Annotated in this window: 17 protein-coding genes; 5 read left to right on the top strand and 12 right to left on the bottom strand. The window is 73.2% G+C overall.

All coding sequences use genetic code 11. The annotated features are described in order from the left end of the window. Positions 1–63: 63 nt before the first annotated feature. Positions 64–1,338, top strand: a complete 1,275-nt coding sequence (locus AB0N27_RS26015) for a YncE family protein (protein ID WP_364374955.1) — start codon at positions 64–66, stop codon at positions 1,336–1,338. Between the two features lie 34 nt (positions 1,339–1,372). Here AB0N27_RS26015 and AB0N27_RS26010 read toward each other — a convergent pair whose 3' ends face one another. After that, positions 1,373–1,825, bottom strand: coding sequence for a GNAT family N-acetyltransferase (locus AB0N27_RS26010; protein WP_364374952.1), 453 nt, complete (start codon positions 1,823–1,825; stop codon positions 1,373–1,375). Between the two features lie 73 nt (positions 1,826–1,898). On the opposite strand from AB0N27_RS26010, the gene AB0N27_RS26005 reads away from it, so the two are divergent. Beyond that, positions 1,899–2,411 carry a potassium channel family protein gene (locus tag AB0N27_RS26005; RefSeq protein WP_364374949.1) on the top strand — a complete coding sequence of 171 codons (513 nt, stop codon included), beginning with the start codon at positions 1,899–1,901 and terminating at the stop codon, positions 2,409–2,411. Here AB0N27_RS26005 and AB0N27_RS26000 read toward each other — a convergent pair. Together AB0N27_RS26000 and AB0N27_RS25995 are read right to left on the bottom strand one after the other, a co-directional pair. Next, positions 2,338–3,903, bottom strand: a complete 1,566-nt coding sequence (locus tag AB0N27_RS26000) for an alpha/beta hydrolase (RefSeq protein WP_364375041.1) — start codon at positions 3,901–3,903, stop codon at positions 2,338–2,340. The two genes, AB0N27_RS26005 and AB0N27_RS26000, sit on opposite strands and share 74 nt — an antisense overlap. Before the next feature lie 14 nt (positions 3,904–3,917). Then, positions 3,918–5,024: an ATP-dependent DNA ligase gene (locus AB0N27_RS25995; protein WP_364374946.1), complete on the bottom strand. Its 1,107-nt coding sequence runs from the start codon at positions 5,022–5,024 to the stop codon at positions 3,918–3,920. A gap of 135 nt (positions 5,025–5,159) precedes the next feature. On the opposite strand from AB0N27_RS25995, the gene AB0N27_RS25990 reads away from it, so the two are divergent. Then, the gene (locus AB0N27_RS25990; RefSeq protein WP_099851492.1) at positions 5,160–5,372 is read left to right on the top strand and encodes a hypothetical protein; all 213 of its coding nucleotides are present in this window, start codon (positions 5,160–5,162) and stop codon (positions 5,370–5,372) included. A 94-nt stretch (positions 5,373–5,466) separates the two neighbouring features. Then, positions 5,467–5,889, top strand: a complete 423-nt coding sequence (locus AB0N27_RS25985; protein WP_364374942.1) for an SRPBCC family protein — start codon at positions 5,467–5,469, stop codon at positions 5,887–5,889. On the opposite strand, the gene AB0N27_RS25980 is transcribed toward AB0N27_RS25985, so the two are convergent. Further along, positions 5,864–6,358 carry a GNAT family N-acetyltransferase gene (locus AB0N27_RS25980; protein ID WP_364374939.1) on the bottom strand — a complete coding sequence of 165 codons (495 nt, stop codon included), beginning with the start codon at positions 6,356–6,358 and terminating at the stop codon, positions 5,864–5,866. The genes AB0N27_RS25985 and AB0N27_RS25980 overlap by 26 nt on opposite strands. Before the next feature lie 94 nt (positions 6,359–6,452). On the opposite strand from AB0N27_RS25980, the gene AB0N27_RS25975 reads away from it, so the two are divergent. Next, positions 6,453–6,956, top strand: coding sequence for a DUF1990 domain-containing protein (locus tag AB0N27_RS25975; protein WP_364374936.1), 504 nt, complete (start codon positions 6,453–6,455; stop codon positions 6,954–6,956). A gap of 12 nt (positions 6,957–6,968) precedes the next feature. Here the strand turns inward: AB0N27_RS25975 and AB0N27_RS25970 are convergent, their stop codons facing one another. The 8 genes from AB0N27_RS25970 to AB0N27_RS25935 form a co-directional block, all read right to left on the bottom strand. Continuing rightward, entirely contained in the window at positions 6,969–7,889 is a 921-nt protein-coding gene (locus AB0N27_RS25970; protein ID WP_364374933.1) for a DNA-3-methyladenine glycosylase 2 family protein, read from the bottom strand. Positions 7,890–8,008: 119 nt separating this feature from the next. Next, entirely contained in the window at positions 8,009–8,656 is a 648-nt protein-coding gene (locus AB0N27_RS25965; RefSeq protein ID WP_364374930.1) for a hypothetical protein, read from the bottom strand. A 205-nt stretch (positions 8,657–8,861) separates the two neighbouring features. Further along, positions 8,862–9,644 carry a zf-HC2 domain-containing protein gene (locus AB0N27_RS25960; RefSeq protein ID WP_364374927.1) on the bottom strand — a complete coding sequence of 261 codons (783 nt, stop codon included), beginning with the start codon at positions 9,642–9,644 and terminating at the stop codon, positions 8,862–8,864. Continuing rightward, positions 9,641–10,333 carry a sigma-70 family RNA polymerase sigma factor gene (locus tag AB0N27_RS25955; protein ID WP_139582135.1) on the bottom strand — a complete coding sequence of 231 codons (693 nt, stop codon included), beginning with the start codon at positions 10,331–10,333 and terminating at the stop codon, positions 9,641–9,643. The genes AB0N27_RS25960 and AB0N27_RS25955 overlap by 4 nt, the downstream gene beginning before the upstream one ends. A gap of 113 nt (positions 10,334–10,446) precedes the next feature. Beyond that, complete coding sequence (locus tag AB0N27_RS25950) at positions 10,447–11,304, bottom strand: fused MFS/spermidine synthase (protein WP_364374923.1); 858 nt, start codon at positions 11,302–11,304, stop codon at positions 10,447–10,449. 18 nt (positions 11,305–11,322) lie between these two features. Further along, positions 11,323–12,285: a hypothetical protein gene (locus AB0N27_RS25945; protein WP_364374920.1), complete on the bottom strand. Its 963-nt coding sequence runs from the start codon at positions 12,283–12,285 to the stop codon at positions 11,323–11,325. After that, positions 12,282–14,756 carry an SMC family ATPase gene (locus tag AB0N27_RS25940; protein ID WP_364374917.1) on the bottom strand — a complete coding sequence of 825 codons (2,475 nt, stop codon included), beginning with the start codon at positions 14,754–14,756 and terminating at the stop codon, positions 12,282–12,284. Before AB0N27_RS25940 ends, AB0N27_RS25945 begins: the two co-directional genes overlap by 4 nt. Then, the gene (locus AB0N27_RS25935; RefSeq protein WP_364374914.1) at positions 14,756–15,904 is read right to left on the bottom strand and encodes an exonuclease SbcCD subunit D; all 1,149 of its coding nucleotides are present in this window, start codon (positions 15,902–15,904) and stop codon (positions 14,756–14,758) included. Before AB0N27_RS25935 ends, AB0N27_RS25940 begins: the two co-directional genes overlap by 1 nt. Between the last annotated feature and the right edge of the window lie 16 nt (positions 15,905–15,920).

Here is a 15,920-nt window from a genome sequence, read left to right as displayed (position 1 = left end):
CAAGGTAACACCGATCGAGGCACCGAGAAACATCGATGTCCTGCCGGCTGTCAGGAGGCGTACATGACCCCCGTGCCACCCCACCCGTCCCGCTCCCGCCGCCGCCGCGCCGGCCTCGCCGCGCTGGCCGCGCTCGCGCTCGTCGCGCCCACCCCGCTGGTGTCGGCGCCCAGGCCGGCGGCCGCCGCAGTCGCCCTCCAGGAGGTGATGTTCGTCGGCAACAACTGGGACGGCACCGCCGACGTCATCCGGTCCCGCGGCGACTACGCGAAGCTCGGCCGGATCAACGTGATCCCGGACCGTGCCGCGCGACTGCGCGAGATCTACCTCAACCCGATCAAGCTGGCGTTCTTCCTCGGCATCCGGCAGGGGCCGGGGGAGGGGCACGACCAGTTGATCGACGACATGTACACCACCCCGGACGGCACCGCGCTTGTGGTGTCTCGGCCCAGCTTCGCCGACGTGGTCTCGGTCGACCTGGCCACCGGTGCGATCCGCTGGCGGTTCCCGGTCTCCGGCTACCGCGCCGACCACATGGCCATCTCACCCGACGGCACCCGGGTCGCGGTCTCCGCGTCCACCTCGAACACCGTGCACGTGCTGGACATCCGCACCGGAGCGCAGCTCGGCTCGTTCGGCACCGGCGACAAGCCGCACGAGAACATCTTCACAAACGACGGTCGACTGTGGAACTCGTCCATCGGCGAGGTCAACACCGACCTGGACGCGCCCTGGCTCGACTTCACCAAGGGAGACCGCAAGATCACGATTGCGGACGCCAGCACGTACCAGGTGGTCAAGGTGATCGACATGCGTGACCGCCTGGACGCCGCAGGCCGGCGTGACCTCTCCGACGCCGTGCGCCCGGCCGTGTTCACCCCGGACGGCGGCAAGCTCTACTTCCAGGTGTCCTTCTTCAACGGCCTGATCGAGTACGACGTGGCCACCGACCGGATCACCCGGGTAGCCACGCTGCCGAAGAACCCCGCCACCAGCGAGGACCGCACCACCTGGGTCAACGACTCTCGACACCACGGCCTGTCGATCAGCCCGGACGGCACCCGGCTCTGCGTCGCCGGCACCATGGACGGCTACACCACCGTCATGGACCGGTCCACCCTGAACCCGGGCCCGCTCGTGCCGGCCAGCAAGCCGTACTGGGCCACGGTCAGCGGGGACGGCCGGGACTGCGTGATCTCCGAATCCGGCGCGGACCAGGTCACCGCGATCAACTTCGCCACCGGGCAGAAGGTGACAAGCGTCCCGGTCGGCGACCACCCGCAGCGGGTCCGCGTCGGGCACCTGCCGGTCGGCTGGACGCCGCCAGCCGCAGGCTGACCGACGACCACATCCCCGGGCTGGGGGCACGGCGTCAGAGCGCCAACTTCATGCCCTCGTGGCTGGCCACGAAGCCGAGGCTCAGATAGAAGCGGCGCGCGTCCTCGCGGGCCTTGTCGGTGGTGAGCTGCACGAGCGCGCAGCCCCGCTGGCGGGCCTGGTCGACCGCCCAGGTCATCAGCTCCCGGCCCAACCCCTGGCCGCGCCGGTCGGAGCGGACGCGGACCGACTCGATGAGCGACCGTTCCGCACCGTGCCGGCCCAGCCCGGGAATGTAGGTGATCTGGAGGCAGCCGACCAGCTCGCCGTCCTGCTCGGCGACGATCAGCTGGTTGCGCGGGTCCGCGCTGATGGCCGCGAACGCCCTCTCGTAGGCCTCGTCGACCACGGTGAAGTCGCGGGCCTTGCCCAGCACGTCGTCGGCGAGCAGGGCGATGACGGCGGGCAGGTCGGCCCGGGCCGCCTCCCGGTAGGTCACGTCGGTCATGCCGATGAGCTTGACACAGCGACGTCGACGGGTGGGTCGGTGGCGGTTGCCGGCAGGGCGCAGCATGAGCGGCATGGAAGTCTTGCTGCTGCCGTTCCGGTGGATCTACCGGGCGTTGGTGTGGTTCGCGAACTCACCCCGCACGCTGATCACCTCGTACCTGCTGATGATCGTCGTGGCCGGGGTCATCTACGGGGAGGTCGAGCAGCGCAGCCCGGCGGACGCCGTCTGGTGGGCGGTGGTCACCGCCTCGACCGTCGGGTACGGCGACATCTCGCCGACGACCTGGGCGGGTCGTACGCTCGCCGCGCTGCTCATCTCGACCATGGTGCTGCTGGTCATCCCGCTGATCACCGCGCACTTCGCGAGCCGGCTCATCGTCGACGACGACGCGTTCGAGCACGAGGAGCAGGAGCAGCTCAAGGCCGACGTGCGCCGGATGCGGGCGCTGGTGGAGGAGTTGGCCGCCCGGCAGGGGATCGAGGTGCCGCCCCTGCCGCCGGTCCAGCCGGTCAGCGGGCCGGGCAGCGCAGGCCCTCCCGTGGCACGGTCAGGTCGATCAGGTAGGCGTCGACCGCGTCGGTGATGCAGGACGTCTGCGGGTACGCGGTGTGCCCCTCACCCTCCCAGGTGAGCACCCGACCGACGCCCAGCATGGAGGCGAGCCGGGGAGTCTGCTCGTACGGCGTCGCCGGGTCGCCGGTGGTGCCGACCACCACGATCGGGGACGCGCCGTTCGCCTTCCCGGTCGGGTACGGGTCACGCCCGCCCGGCCACTCCACGCAACTCAGCATGCCGACCGCGAGCGCCGGCCCGAACAGCGGATACTTTGAGCGCCACTGGGACTGCAACTGGCGGATCTGCTCCCGGCTCGGCTTCTCGGTCTCATCGGCGCAGTTGATGGCCAGGTTGGCGTCGAACAGGTTGGAATAGTGCCCGTCGCTCTCCCGGCCGGCGTACGAGTCGGCGAGCCGGAACACGTCCTTCGGATCACCCTCGGCCAGCCGGTCGATCGCCCGGGCCAACTCCTGCCAACCGGACTCCGTGTACAGCGAGGAGATGACCGCGTAGAACACCCACCCGGCGGTGGCCTCCCGGCCGTCGGGGCCGCGTACCGGCGAGACCTTGGCCTTGTCGATGGCCGAGGTGACCGCGGCGCGCGCGTCCGGAGCGATCGGGCAGCGGTCGGCGTTCGCCGCGCACCAGCGGGCGAAGTTGTCGAAGGCCCGCTCGAAGCCGCGGGCCTGACTCTCCGACCCGGCTACCAGCCGCTGCTGCGGGTCGACCGCGCCGTCGAGCACCAGCGCCCGCACCCGCTGCGGGTAGAGCTGCGCGTAGATGGCGCCGAGCAGGGTGCCGTACGAGTAACCCAGGTAGGTCAGCTTGTCGTCGCCGACGGCGGCGCGCACCGCGTCCATGTCGCGGGCCGCCTGCTCGCTGCCGTACAGCGGCAACTGATCGCCGTACCTGTCGCCGCAGCCACGCCCGATCCGCTGGCTCAGCCCGACGAAACCGTCGAACGCCGACTGGCTTGCCGGATCCGGGTCGTAGCCGAAGCTGGCGTCCAGGTCGGCGTCGGAGATGCATTTCACCGGGCTGGACCGGGACACCCCGCGCGGGTCGAAGCCGACGATGTCGAAGCGTTCGGTGACCGAGGGGGGAAGCCCGCCGAACTGCGTGCCGAAGGAGAGGTAGACGGCGGTGTCGACGCCGGACCCGCCGGGGCCGCCCGGGTTCACCACCAGCGAGCCGATCCGGTCGCGCTGCTTCGTGGAGCGGGCGCGCAGCAGGGCGATCTCGAACGTCTCCCCGGCGCCCGGACCGGCGGTCGCCCCGCCACCGGTGCCCCAGTCACGGGGAACCGCGATCCGGGTGCACTCGTACCGCATGTCCGGTGCACCGCGCCCGACCAGCTCGTCGGCGACCTCCGGGCAGGCCCGCCAGGTCGGCGTGCTGCCCGTCGGCGCCGCCGCGCCCTCCACCTCGGTGCGCGGCGCGAACGCCGGCAGGGTGCAGCCGGCGGTGAGCAGAGCCGCGACGCCGAAGGCCACGAGAGTACGCCGGACACGATGCGCCAGCTCAACGGTGCGGGTCACGTGGCTGCCCGGTCCACGGTGGCCGCCGGATCGCCGCGCAGCACCTGGTCCACGTCGAAGCGGATCGGACGGTCGAGCTGGTCGTAACGGCAGGAGCGGGGATCACGATCCGGTCGCCACCTGACGAACCGCGCGGTGTGCCGGAACCGCTCACCCTCCATCGCGTCGTAACCCACCTCGACCACCAGCTCGGGGCGCAGCGGCTCCCACTCCAGGTTCTTCGTGCCGGTCCACCGGCTCACCCCACCCGGGATGCGCTGGCCGCGCTCGTGATCACCGTGCACCCACGGGTGCTCACCGCCGATGTCCCGGTAGGGGGCCAACTCGTCGAGCAGCTCGGCCCGGCGCGCCATGGTGAACGACGCGCTCACCCCCACATGGTGCAGGACCCCCGCGTCGTCGTACAGGCCGAGCAGGAGCGAGCCGACCACCGGACCGGACTTGTGCCAGCGGAAACCCGCCACCACCACGTCGGCGGTACGGGCGTGCTTGACCTTGAACATCAGCCGCTTGCCCGGCTCGTACGGCAGGTCGGCCGGCTTGACGATCAGCCCGTCCAGCCCGGCGCCCTCGAAGACGTCGAACCAGCGGCGGGCCGTCTCGGCGTCGGTGGTGACCTGGGTGACGTGCACCGGCGGCCGCACCCCTGCCAGCGCCTCGACCAGCCGTTCCCGGCGACGGGGATAGGGCTCGTCGAGCAACGACTCGTCACCGATGGCCAGCAGGTCGAACGCGACGAAATCCGCCGGGGTGGTCTCGGCCAGCAGCTTCACCCGGGACGCGGCCGGATGGATGCGCTGACCCAGCAGTTCGAAGTCCAGCCGCGGCTGGCCGCCCGGGCCGTCCCGCCGGATCACGATCAGCTCACCGTCGACGGCGCACCGCTCGGGCAACTGTTGGCGGGCCTGCTCGACGACCTCCGGGAAGTAGCGGGTCATCGACTTGCCGCCCCGACTGGCCAGCTCGACCTCGTCGCCGTCGCGGAACACGATGCACCGGAACCCGTCCCACTTGGGCTCGTAGGTCACCCCGGGGGTGGTGGGTAGCTTGGCGACGCTCTTGGCCAACATCGGCTCGACCGGAGGGTTGATCGGCAGGTCCACGGCGACCAGTCAATCAGACGGCACCGACAGCCGTGAGGCAGATCACCGGGGGTACGCGGGCGAGGTGTCCTGCGTCGCGCCGCTCGTCCCCGCCGGGCGAATCAGATAACCGCAGGTCAGAGCTACTTTCGCGAGGTGTCCGAGTGGGTCTGTGACTGCTGCGGGCGGTGGCGGGTCAGCGTCGAGTTGATCCGGGGCCGCTACCGGTACCGGCTGACCCGCCGCTACCCGGAGCGGTTCGGCGGCGGCCGGAACGTGCTCGGCGAGGTCGGTTCGGTGCCCGAGCTCGAGGAACTGCTGCGCCGTCGTACCCCGCTGAGCCTCGCCGACCTGCGCGAAGCCGCCTGATACCGACCGGCCGGCACCCGGTCGTCACGATTCTTCGGGTTGTCTCGTCGTCCTCTCCGGCGGGGCCGGGTGGCACCGCCGGGGAGGGGACACGATGCGGTTCGAGGCCGGTACGGAGATCGACGCCACGCCCGAGCAGGTCTGGGCGGTGCTCACCGACGTGCGGCGCTGGCCGGAGTGGACGGCCTCGGTGAGTCGGGCGGAGCGGGGCGAGCCGGGGCCGCTGACCGTCGGCGCGACCGCCCGACTGACCCAGCCACGGCTGCGGCCGGCGGTGTGGCGGGTCACCGAGCTGACCGAGGGACGGGCGTTCACCTGGGTCTCCGCGACCTCGGGGGTGCTCACCCGGGGCGAGCACCGGCTGCTGCCGCTGCCCGACGGACGTACCCGGGTCGAGCTGGCCATCGACCAGAGCGGGCCGCTCGCGGGGCCGGTCGGCTGGCTGTACGGCGGGCTGCTGCGCCGCTATGTGCGCACCGAGGCCGACGGGCTCAGGCGTCGGTGCGAGCGGGGCTGACCGCCGGCTTCTCCAGCACGACCATCGGGACGCCGTTCGGGTCCGGCCGGTGCGCCGTGATCCGGTAGCCGTGCCGCTCGTACAGCCGCAGGTTCGTCGCGCTGTCCGCACCGGTGAACAGGGTGAACCGGGCGACCCGGCCCGCGCAGGCATCCTCGATCGCCGTGAGCAGTCGCGCCCCGACCCCCCGTCCCTGCTGGTCCGGTGCGACCGACAGCCGGCCGATGTACGCGGCGTCCCCGTCCAGCTGGGCCCGCACCGATCCGACCAGCCGGTGACCGAGCCGGGCCGCGAGCACGATCGCCGGGCCGGTCAGCGCCGCCACGACCTCGTCCAGGGTCTCGGTCAACGGCGGGAGGAACGGGTCGCGGTAGTGCTGCGCCTCGGTCAGGTAGGCGGCGCGTTGCACGGTGAGGATCTCGCCGGCGTCCGCGACGCCGGCCGGGACGATGCTCGCCTCGATGCTCATCCGGGCAGCACACCACAGCCGTCCACCTCGTCGATGGGCGGCCCGCCCGCACCGGCCGTACCCTTGCGGGGTCCGACGACGGCGAGGGGGAGCGGTGGCCGAGCTGACCTACCCGGAGGTGGGGGAGACCCGGCACGGCCCGCTGCCCGGCGGATACCACCACCTGCGCCACAGGTCCCCGCTTCCGGCCGGCTCCTTCGCGACCGCTGCCGAGGCGGTGCTGAGCTGGCGGCTGCACCGCGCCGCCGGGGTCCGGATGCGTACCGACTCCCCGCGCGCCACCGCCGGGGCCCTGGTGACGGCCGGGCTCGGTGTCGGCCCGGCCCGCGTCTGGGGACCCTGCCGGGTGGTCTGGAGCGAGGATTCGCCCACGCTCGCCGGCTTCGGCTACGGCACCCTTCCCGGGCATCCGGAGCGGGGCGAGGAGGCGTTCGTGGTCGGCCGGGACGACACCGGCGCGGTCTGGTTCGAGGTACGCGCGTTCAGCCTCGCCGACCGCTGGTTCACCCGCGCCGCCGGCCCGGCCGTCCGGGCGGTGCAGCACGCGTACGCCTGGTGGCTCGGTCGCACCCTGCGCCGGCTCTGCGCCGAGCGCTGACCGCCGCGGCGCTCAATACCTGGCGAAGGAACGGATCGGGGCGCGCGGCCCGTACTTCGGCGCCTGGATGCCGGCGGCCTCCAGCAGCAGGCACACCCGGCCCCGGTGACCCCGGAACGGCTCCAGCAGGGCCAGCATCCGGGCGTCGTCGCCCCGGGGTTCGCCGGCCAGCGCCCAGGCCACCGTGTTCGGGATGTGGAAGTCGCCGACGCTCACCGCGTCCGGGTCGCCGTACGCGATCCGGACCACCTCGGCGGCCGTCCACGGCCCGATGCCGGCGATGGCTGTCAACCGGCGGGTCGCCTCGGTGGCGTCGGCGCATCGCTCCAACCGGTCGGCGAGCGCGGCGGCGCGGCGCAACGTGTCCGCGCGCCGCTGCTCCACCCCGAACGGGTGGAACACCCAGTACGGGGTCGCCGCCACCGCCGCCGGTTCGGGCGGCAGCAGCAGCGGTTGCAGGGGGCCCGGCGCCGGTTCGCGGAAGTGCCGCACGGTCGCCGCGTACGCCCGGTACGCCTCCTTGCCGGTGACCTTCTGCTCGAAGACCGCCCGCAGCAGCCGGGGGAAGACCTGCCCGGTCGCCGGCATCCGCAACCCCCGGTGCTCCCGGGCCAGCCGGGCGACCAGCGGATGTGTCGCGGCCAGCTCGGCGAAGCCGCTCTGGTCGTCGCGGAGCCCGGCGATCGCGTCGGCGCGGGCCAGGACGTGCTCGGCGCCCGGCCCGTAGCCCTCGGCCAGCAGCGTGCCGCCACCGGGCCGTAGGGCCAGGGTGGCCGGCCCGTCCGGGGTGCGGGTGGCCCACCAGAAGGTGCCGGCGGCGACGCGCGCGCACGGGTCGTACGGGCTGAAGGTGAGCGCGCGGACCGACGCCGCCAGCCGGTAGCCGGCCGGCGGGTGCAGCACCCGCGTCGCGGCGGGCCCGGTTCCGGTCACCCCGCCACTGTGCCAGGTGCCCGACGGAACGCAGGCACCGCCGTGGCGTCGACATCCCGGGTACGACGATGGCCGGCCGCGCCCTCCCCGGCTGCGACCGACCACCGTGTCCCGCTGGCTCAGTACGAGTAGCCCGAGCCTCCGGCGTCGTTCGACCCGCTGTCCGCCGGCGGGGCGACCGCCTTCGGGGTGCCCTTGGGCAGGCAGCTCAGGTTCTTCTTACCGTCCGGCTGCACCACGAACCAGGTGCCGCCGACGGCCTGGCCCTTCCACTGACCGGGCTTCTTGTCACCGATGTAGCGGTACACCGGCCAGCCGCCGACGGTGAGCTGGCGGGTGCCGTCCTGCCGGGTCACGCTGCCGACCTTGTCGTCCGAGACGCCGGTGAGCTGCGGGTTGCCGTCGGTCAGCGCGGGAGGCCACACCTCGGCGCACTTGTCGACGCAGTTCGACGCCGGCGGGTCGGCGGTGTCCTTGTCGAAGCGGTACAGGATCCAACCGTCCTGGTCGGTGACGACCTTGCCCATCCGGGCGACGCTCTTGCCGATCAACTGCTCGGTCAGGTCGACGTTCGCGGGCGGCGCGTCGGCGACCGGCGCCTCCGGCGCCGCCGAGGCCTCGGGTTCCGCCGATGCGGTGGGCTCGGCCGCGGCGACGGCGACCGGCTCGGCCGCGCCCGGGTTCGCCCCGTCGTAACCCGCGGGAGCGCAGGCCGTTAGTGCGACCATCGCGCTCGCGACGATGACGGTCCGCTTCATCTGTGCCACGTGCCCTCCTCATTCTTGGCAGTTCACCCATAGGTACGGCGGGAGGGCTGTCAAGGTTGAAACAGCAACAGTGGTCAATTTCACTTCGATTGATTGAACCGATCGGGGCTGCCGCTCGTACGCCCCGGTACCTGACCTTTCCGGTGCCACGACAGATCGGCGCCGGCCATTGTGACAATGACCGGCGCCGACGTGTCGAAGCGACCTACATGGGGACCGTGACCAGCGGACTCGCCACCCCCTTGGCGTCCACCGACTGCACCTGGATCTGCTTGATGTCGTTCATCGGCGCCGCCGTGGAGGCACTCAACTCGAGACCCTGCGGCCTGGTGTTCGTGCCGTAGCCGCCCTCCGGCACCGACCACGTGGAAATCACCTCGGTGTCGGCGTTCTTGCGTACCACCACCAGCCGGCAGGTACGCGGGCCGGGCAACTTGCGGAGGCTGAAATTGATCCGGGTGCCGTAGTCCCGCTTCACCAGGAACATGGTCGTCTGCACACCTGTGGTCGGGTCGGTCGCGTCGACCTGGTCACCCTCCTCCTCGGTGCCGCCCACACCCGGGCCGCTCGGCGGCGCCGTCGGCACGCTCGTCGGCGGGTCGTTCACCGCCGCCGTCGCCGTCGGGTCGGCGAGCACCCCCGGCGCCTCGTCGCCTGCCACGCTGACGAACCCGTACCCGGTCAACCCGCCGAACACCACCACCGCCGCGGCGGTCGCGAGGAGCTGACGAAACCGGGTACGCCGACGGTCGGCGCGAACAGCGCCCAACGTCCGGTCCAGCAGCGCCGGATCCGTCGCGGTCTGCTCCAACGCCATCATCGTCTCGCCGTCGATGTCGGAGAGCAGCCCGACCACCGGCACCATGGTCTCCAACTCGGCCGCACACGCCCAGCAGGCGGCGAGATGCTCCTCGAACCGCTCGGTGTCCTGCTCGTCGAGCACGCCGAGCGCGTACGCGGCGACGTCCATGTGGTCTGGCCGGCTCATTCTGTCACCCCCCGCTCCTGCAGAGCCGTGCGCAGCGCGCGCAGCGCGTAGTAGACCCGCGACTTCGCGGTGCCGAGAGGAAGCCCCAACTCCTCGGCGGCCTCGGGGACCGTCCGTCCCCGGAAGTACGTCGCCACCAGGATCTCCCGGTGGGACTGACTCAGCGTACGCAGCGCGTCCGCCACCGTCATGGTGCGCAGCACCCGGTCCGTGCTGTCCGCCTCGGCGAACGCCGTCAGGTCCCGGTCGTACGTCTCCGGTGGGCGGGCCTCCTGGCTGCGGTGCTCGTCGATGGCGATCCGACGGGCCACCGTGACCAGCCACGGTCGCAACGAGCCCTGCCCCTGCGCGCCGAGCCGGTGCGCGTTGCGCCAGGCCCGCAGCAGCGTCTCCTGCACGATGTCCTCCGCGCGCTGCCGGTCCCCCCCGGTGAGCCGCATGACGAACATCAGCAACGGACCGGCGTGCTCCGCGTAGAGCAGCCGGATCAACTGGTCGGAGTGGCTCGCCTCGGTTGACGTCGCCTGATGGCGCCCGGGCGCCGGTCGCGGCGTCACCGGACCATTCTGGCGAGCCGTCGCGCGGGCGTCGACCCCACGGGCAGACGAGGTCGGCCGTGACGAGGACCGCGCGGACATCCAGTCCGCACGTACCGCGTCGCCATGCCAACCGGCCGCCACCGCATGCATGCAGACCTCCGGGATGTCCGTGACCAACGCCGGCCCACGAGGTGGGCCGCCCGGTGGTACGCAGCACCGCCGCGAGCGGATCAACGAAGCGCGAAAAAACTTCTGCGCGACGGTCAGCGGCGTACGGAGAACAGGCCCGGCGGCGGGGGATCCGAACCGGTGGCGTCCGCGTCCCGCACCACCGCCGCGCCACCGACGAAACGGTCCAGCTCGTCACCTGCGACCACCCGCCCGGGGAACCAGTCGCCGGCCGCCCGCCGGGTCAACTCCGGCACCGGAGGCGTCGTACGCCCCGCCACCAGCACCAGGTTGCCGTACCGGCGGCCCCGCAGCACCGCCGCGTCCCCGATCAGGCAGGCCCGTGGCAGCACCGAACGGACAGTGGCTACCTGCCCCCGGGCGTGCCGCAGCGGCGGACCGTCGGCCAGGTTCGCCAGGTACCAGCCCGCCGGGCGCAGCACCCGGGCCGCCTCCGTCGCGTACTCCACAGAGGTGAGGTGCGCCGGCGTGCGGGCACCGGCGAAGACGTCCGCGACCACCACGTCGTAGCTGGCGTCCCGGGTGGCGGCCAGCACGGCACGGGCGTCCTCGACCCGCACGCGCAGCCGCGTGTCCGTCGGCCAGGGCAACGCCCGCCGGACCAGCTCCACCAGCGCACCGTCCACCTCGGACACCCGCTGGGTCGAGCCGGGCCGGGTCGCCGAGACGTACCTGGGCAGGGTCAACGCGCCACCGCCGAGATGCAGCACCCGCAACGGCTCACCCGGCGGCGCGAGCAGATCCACCGCGGCGGCCAGCCGCCTGACGTACTCGAACTCCAGGTGGGTGGGATCGGTCAGGTCGACGTGCGACTGCGGCGCGCCGTTCAACAGCAACGTCCACGAGCCGGCCCGGTCCGGTGACGGCACCAACTCGGCCAGCCCGGTGTCCACCTGCTCGACCACCCGGTCACCAGCCCGCTTACGGCCCACGACGACAGGCGTCCCTGCTCAACGGGCCGCGGCGCGGGAGACGGTGGTCAACGCGCGGTGCAGCAGCCGGGAATCACCGAGCAGGGCGCGGAGCCGGCGCTCCAGCCCGGCGATCGGAATCAGATTCTGCGGAGCCCGGGGATCCTTGTACGGCGTCGAGGCGAACCGGGGCAGTGTGACGAGCGACAGGTCGGCAAGCTCGATCGCCGCCTCGACCGGCAGGTCGGCCGAACACTCCACCCGCACGATGCCCGCCCACGGCGCTCCCACGGCCACCGGCAGCCGCACGTACCACGACCAGCCGCCCCAGGCGGTGCCCAGCCGGAACACGGGCGACCGCTCACCCGACGCCAGCGCGGTCACCACTGCCGTCAACCGGGCATCAAGGTACTGGCTGTGCTGGGTCTTGATGTAGCCGAGTGTGCGTGGCAACTGCCGCCGACTGCGCAACGGGCCGTCCACCACCAGCAGGTCACCGTCGACGCGGGCCGCGTCCGACACCGCCACCTCCAGCGCGGTCAGCGGGCCCTGCACGGCGGCCGGCAACTTCGCCAACTCACCGGTGCCACCCACCCGGTGCACCGGGTAACGGATCGCGCCCGCCACCACGTCCTGCGCCGACGGGCTCGCCGTGAACAACCCCCGACCGACGCGGGTACCCGCCAACTGGGCCGCACCCGCCCCCAGGTCGCAGCGGACCACGCCCGCCGCGTACGAGGCGGCCAACCCGGGGAACGACCCGCCGTCGTCCTCGGCCGTCCAGATGCTCGCGTCGATCCGGCGGACCCCGTCGACCATCAGCACCACGTCGGGCGCCCGCACTCCGGGGCGTACCCCGATCGCCCGCCACTCCGCGGCGGGCAGCTCCACGTCCGCGTCGACCTGCGCGCTGCTCGGCGCGGCCGGCCCGGCGGCGGACGCCTCGAACGACGCCCCGTACGCCGGATCCCAGGAGTCGACGAAGAACGCCGCGTCGCTCACCGGCCCGTCCGCTCGACCCGCGCGGACCGGGCGTCCTTGCGCACCTCGAAGCGCACCGGGATCCGTTCGGCCAGCGCCGACACGTGGGTGACCACGCCGACCATCCGGTCACCCCGGGCGGCCAGGTTCTCCAGGGTGGCCGCCACCGTGTCCAGTGTGGCGGCGTCCAGCGTGCCGAAACCCTCGTCCAGGACGATCGACTCCAGGCTCGCCGCGGTCGTCGACATGCCTGCCAGCTGCTCGGAGAGCGCCAGCGCCAACGCCAGCGACGCCTGGAACGTCTCACCACCGGAGAGGGTGCGCACGCCCCGCCGCAGCCCCGCGTCGTGGTGGTCGACCACGAAGAACTCGCCCTTGTCGTGCACCAGCTCGTACTGCCCGGCGGACAGCTCCCGCAGGATCCCCGACGCGCCGTCGACAAGCAGGTCCAACGCCTCGGCCAGCAGCCACCGTTCGAAGTTGTTGGCGCGCAGGTGCCCGGCGAGGGCGCGGGCGACCTGCGCGTCCCGCTCGTGGCCGACGCGCTGCTCGCGCAGGGTCCCGGCCTGCTCACGGCGCTCCCGCAGCCGGCGGCGGTCCGCCTCGGCCCGCTCCACCGCCACCGTCGCGGCGTGCACCGGGTCATCGCCGACCGGCACGTCGGCAGTGGCGAAGCGGTGGGCGATCTGCCGCTGCACCGCGTCGGCCGCCGCCTCGGCCTCGGCGACAGCAGTCGCCCGGCCCGCCCGGTCGGCGCGGCGCCGGTCCGCCTCGGACGCCGCCCAACCGGTCAACGCCGCCCACGCGGTGGCCACGTCGCCCCGGTCCGTCGCGGGTGGACCGAACCGGGCCAACCCGTCCCGCGTGGTGTCGAAGCCCCGCCACGCCGCCCGCAGACGCTCCTCGGCGGCGTCCACCCCGGCCCGGGCCCGACGGGCGGTGTCCCGACCGGCGCGTACCGCGGCTGCCGCCTCCTCCAACGCGCGCCGCAGCCGGGCGTGCTCGGCCAACTCCCGACGCAGCACCGCCGGCTCGGCCGCGCCGGCGAGCTGCCCGGCCAACTCGGCCAGCCGGGCGTCCACCTGCTCCTGCCGGGCGCGGGCCTGCACCAGCAGCCGCTCCAGGTCCCGTGCCGCCGTGTCGCGCTGCTGCACCGCCGCCTGCGCTGCCTTGGTGGCGGCCCGCGCCGCCTTGCCGGCCGCCGTCGCCGCGGCCACCGCCGAATCAGCGGGCACCGCCGGCACCCGCGCCACCGGCTGCTCGCACACCGGGCAGGGCGCACCCTGGTGCAGGTGCACCCGCAGGCTCACCGCCAGGTCGGTGGCTTTCGCCTCCTCGTGCGCCCGGAAGGCCGCCTCCAACTCGGCGTCGGCCCGCTCGGCGTCCGCGCGGGCAGCCGCCAGCGCGGCCACCGCCTCGGCGTGCTCCTCGTCCGCCGCGCGCACCGCCGCGCGGACCGTCTCGGCCTCGCCGGTCAGCCGGTCCCGATCGTCGTACGCCCGCAGCAGCAGTCGCAGCGCGCTCTCGTCCCCGGCGCTCGCCAGCTCGCCGCGCAGCTTCTCCTCGCGCTCCTCGGCCAGGGACACGGCGGTGGCCGCCGCCTCGGCCTCGGTCCGTGCCGTCGTCACCGCGAGCGCCACCTCGGCCACGCCGCCCGGCGCGAACACGTCGGAGAGCACCGCCAGTTCGTCGTCGAGTGCGGTGAGCGCCGCCGCGGCCTCCCGTGCGGCGGACCGGGCCGCCGCCAGGAGCGGCACCGCCTCGGTCACCGCGGCGGACAACTCGACCATCCGGTCGACCCGGGCGTCCGCCTCGGCCAGCACCTCGTCGTCCACATCGGACAGCCCGGCGAGCACCTGGTCGACCGCCTCGAGGCGGGCCTCCGCCTGCGCCGCGCGCGCCGTCGCCCGCTTCTGCACGTCCTCGTAGACGCCCAGGCCGAGCAGGTTGACCAGGATCTGCTGCCGGGTCGCCGGCTTGGCGTGCAGGAAATCGGCGAACTGCCCCTGCGGCAGCACCACACAGCTGGTGAACTGCTCGTACGGCAGCCCCACCGCCTCCAGCACCGCCTGCTCCATCTCGGCGGGGGTGCCGGCCACCACCTCACCGAGATCGTCCGGGCTCAACCCGGTGTCCAGCTTGGTCACGTCGAAACCGGCAGGCATCAGCTGCAACCCGGCGTTCGCCGTCTTCACGTTGCCCCGGCCGTCCCGGCGGACCACCCGGGTCGCCACGTACCGGGCGCCGCCGGACTCGAAGACGAGCCGCACCCGGGCCTCGGCCGCCGACGGCGCGAGCGCGTTCGCCAACCCCCTGGCGCCACCCCAGCGGGGCACCGTGCCGTAGAGGGCGAAACAGATGGCGTCCAACACCGTGGACTTGCCCGAACCCGTCGGGCCGATCAGGGCGAAGAAGTCGGCGTCGGTGAAGTCGACAGTGGTCTCGTCCCGGAAGACCGTGAACCCGGCCATGTCCAGCCGCATCGGACGCATCAGTGATCGACCTCCTCGAAGAGCTCGTCGAAGAGTTCCCGGACACCCTCGTCGGCGTGGCCCCGGCTGTCCAGGTAGTCGGCGAACAGCTCCCGCGGCGACCGCCCGGACCGCTGCGCGATGCGCGTGCCACTGCTCGACGCGGCCACCAGTTCCGGGTCGATCCGGATCTCCAGCGCCCGGGGCAGCAGCTCCTGGACCTCCTCGCGCAGGCCGGCGCGCGGCTGTTCCCGCACGAACACCCGCAGCCAGGCGTCCGGCGCCTCGATCTCGGCGAGCTGGGCCAGGGTGCCGCGCACCGTCCGCAGCGCACTCGCCGCGGTCACCGGCACCTCCCGCACCCGCGCGGCGGTGCTGGCCGTCACCTCGACGATCGTCACCGACGGGACGTTCTCCTGCTCGCCGAAGTCGACAGCGAGAGGGCTGCCGCTGTAGCGCACCGGGCACGGGCCCTCGACGCGCTGCGCCCGGTGCAGGTGACCCAGCGCCACGTAGTGCGCGGTCGCCGGGAAGACCGTGGCCGGCACGGCGTAACCGAGCACAGTGTGCGCGTCGCGCTCACCGCCGCCGGTGGCCGCGCCGGTCACCGTCAGGTGCGCGGTGACCAGGTGCACCCGGTCCGGTTCGGTGAAACCCTCGGTGAGTCGCCCCAGCACCCGACCCAGGTGGTCGGCGTACGTCTGGTTGGTCTCGGCGGCGGTCAGCTCGTACATCTCCAGCGCGCGGACCGCGTACCGCTGGGACAGGAACGGCAGCGCGGCGAGCCGCCACCGCTCGCCGCCGGCCGTGGTGCCGTCGATGACGTGTTCGTCGGGGTTTTCCCGCACCCCGCCGCGCAGGGTGATGCCCGCGGCGTCGGCCCACGGCCGCAGCGCGTCGAGCGCCGGACCGTTGTCGTGATTGCCGCCGATCGCCACCACGTCCGCGCCGGTACGCCGCAACGCGGTCAACGCCCGGGTGACCAGACGTGTCGCCTCCGAGGTGGGCGCGGCGGTGTCGTAGAGGTCACCGGCGACGATCACCAGATCCGGCTGCTCGGCGCGGGCGATGTCGATCACCCCGGCCAGTACGGCCTTGTGCTCCTCGGCCCGGGACTGCCCCTTGAGCACCTTTCCCACGTGCCAGTCGGAGGTGTGCAGGATCTTCATGGCTGTTCCGGTGCCT

The organism is Micromonospora sp. NPDC093244, from assembly GCF_040683695.1.
Taxonomy (GTDB): Bacteria; Actinomycetota; Actinomycetes; order Mycobacteriales; family Micromonosporaceae; genus Micromonospora.
The sequence above is the reverse complement of the archived record's forward strand: the minus strand, read 5'-3'. Positions and strand labels throughout refer to the sequence as shown.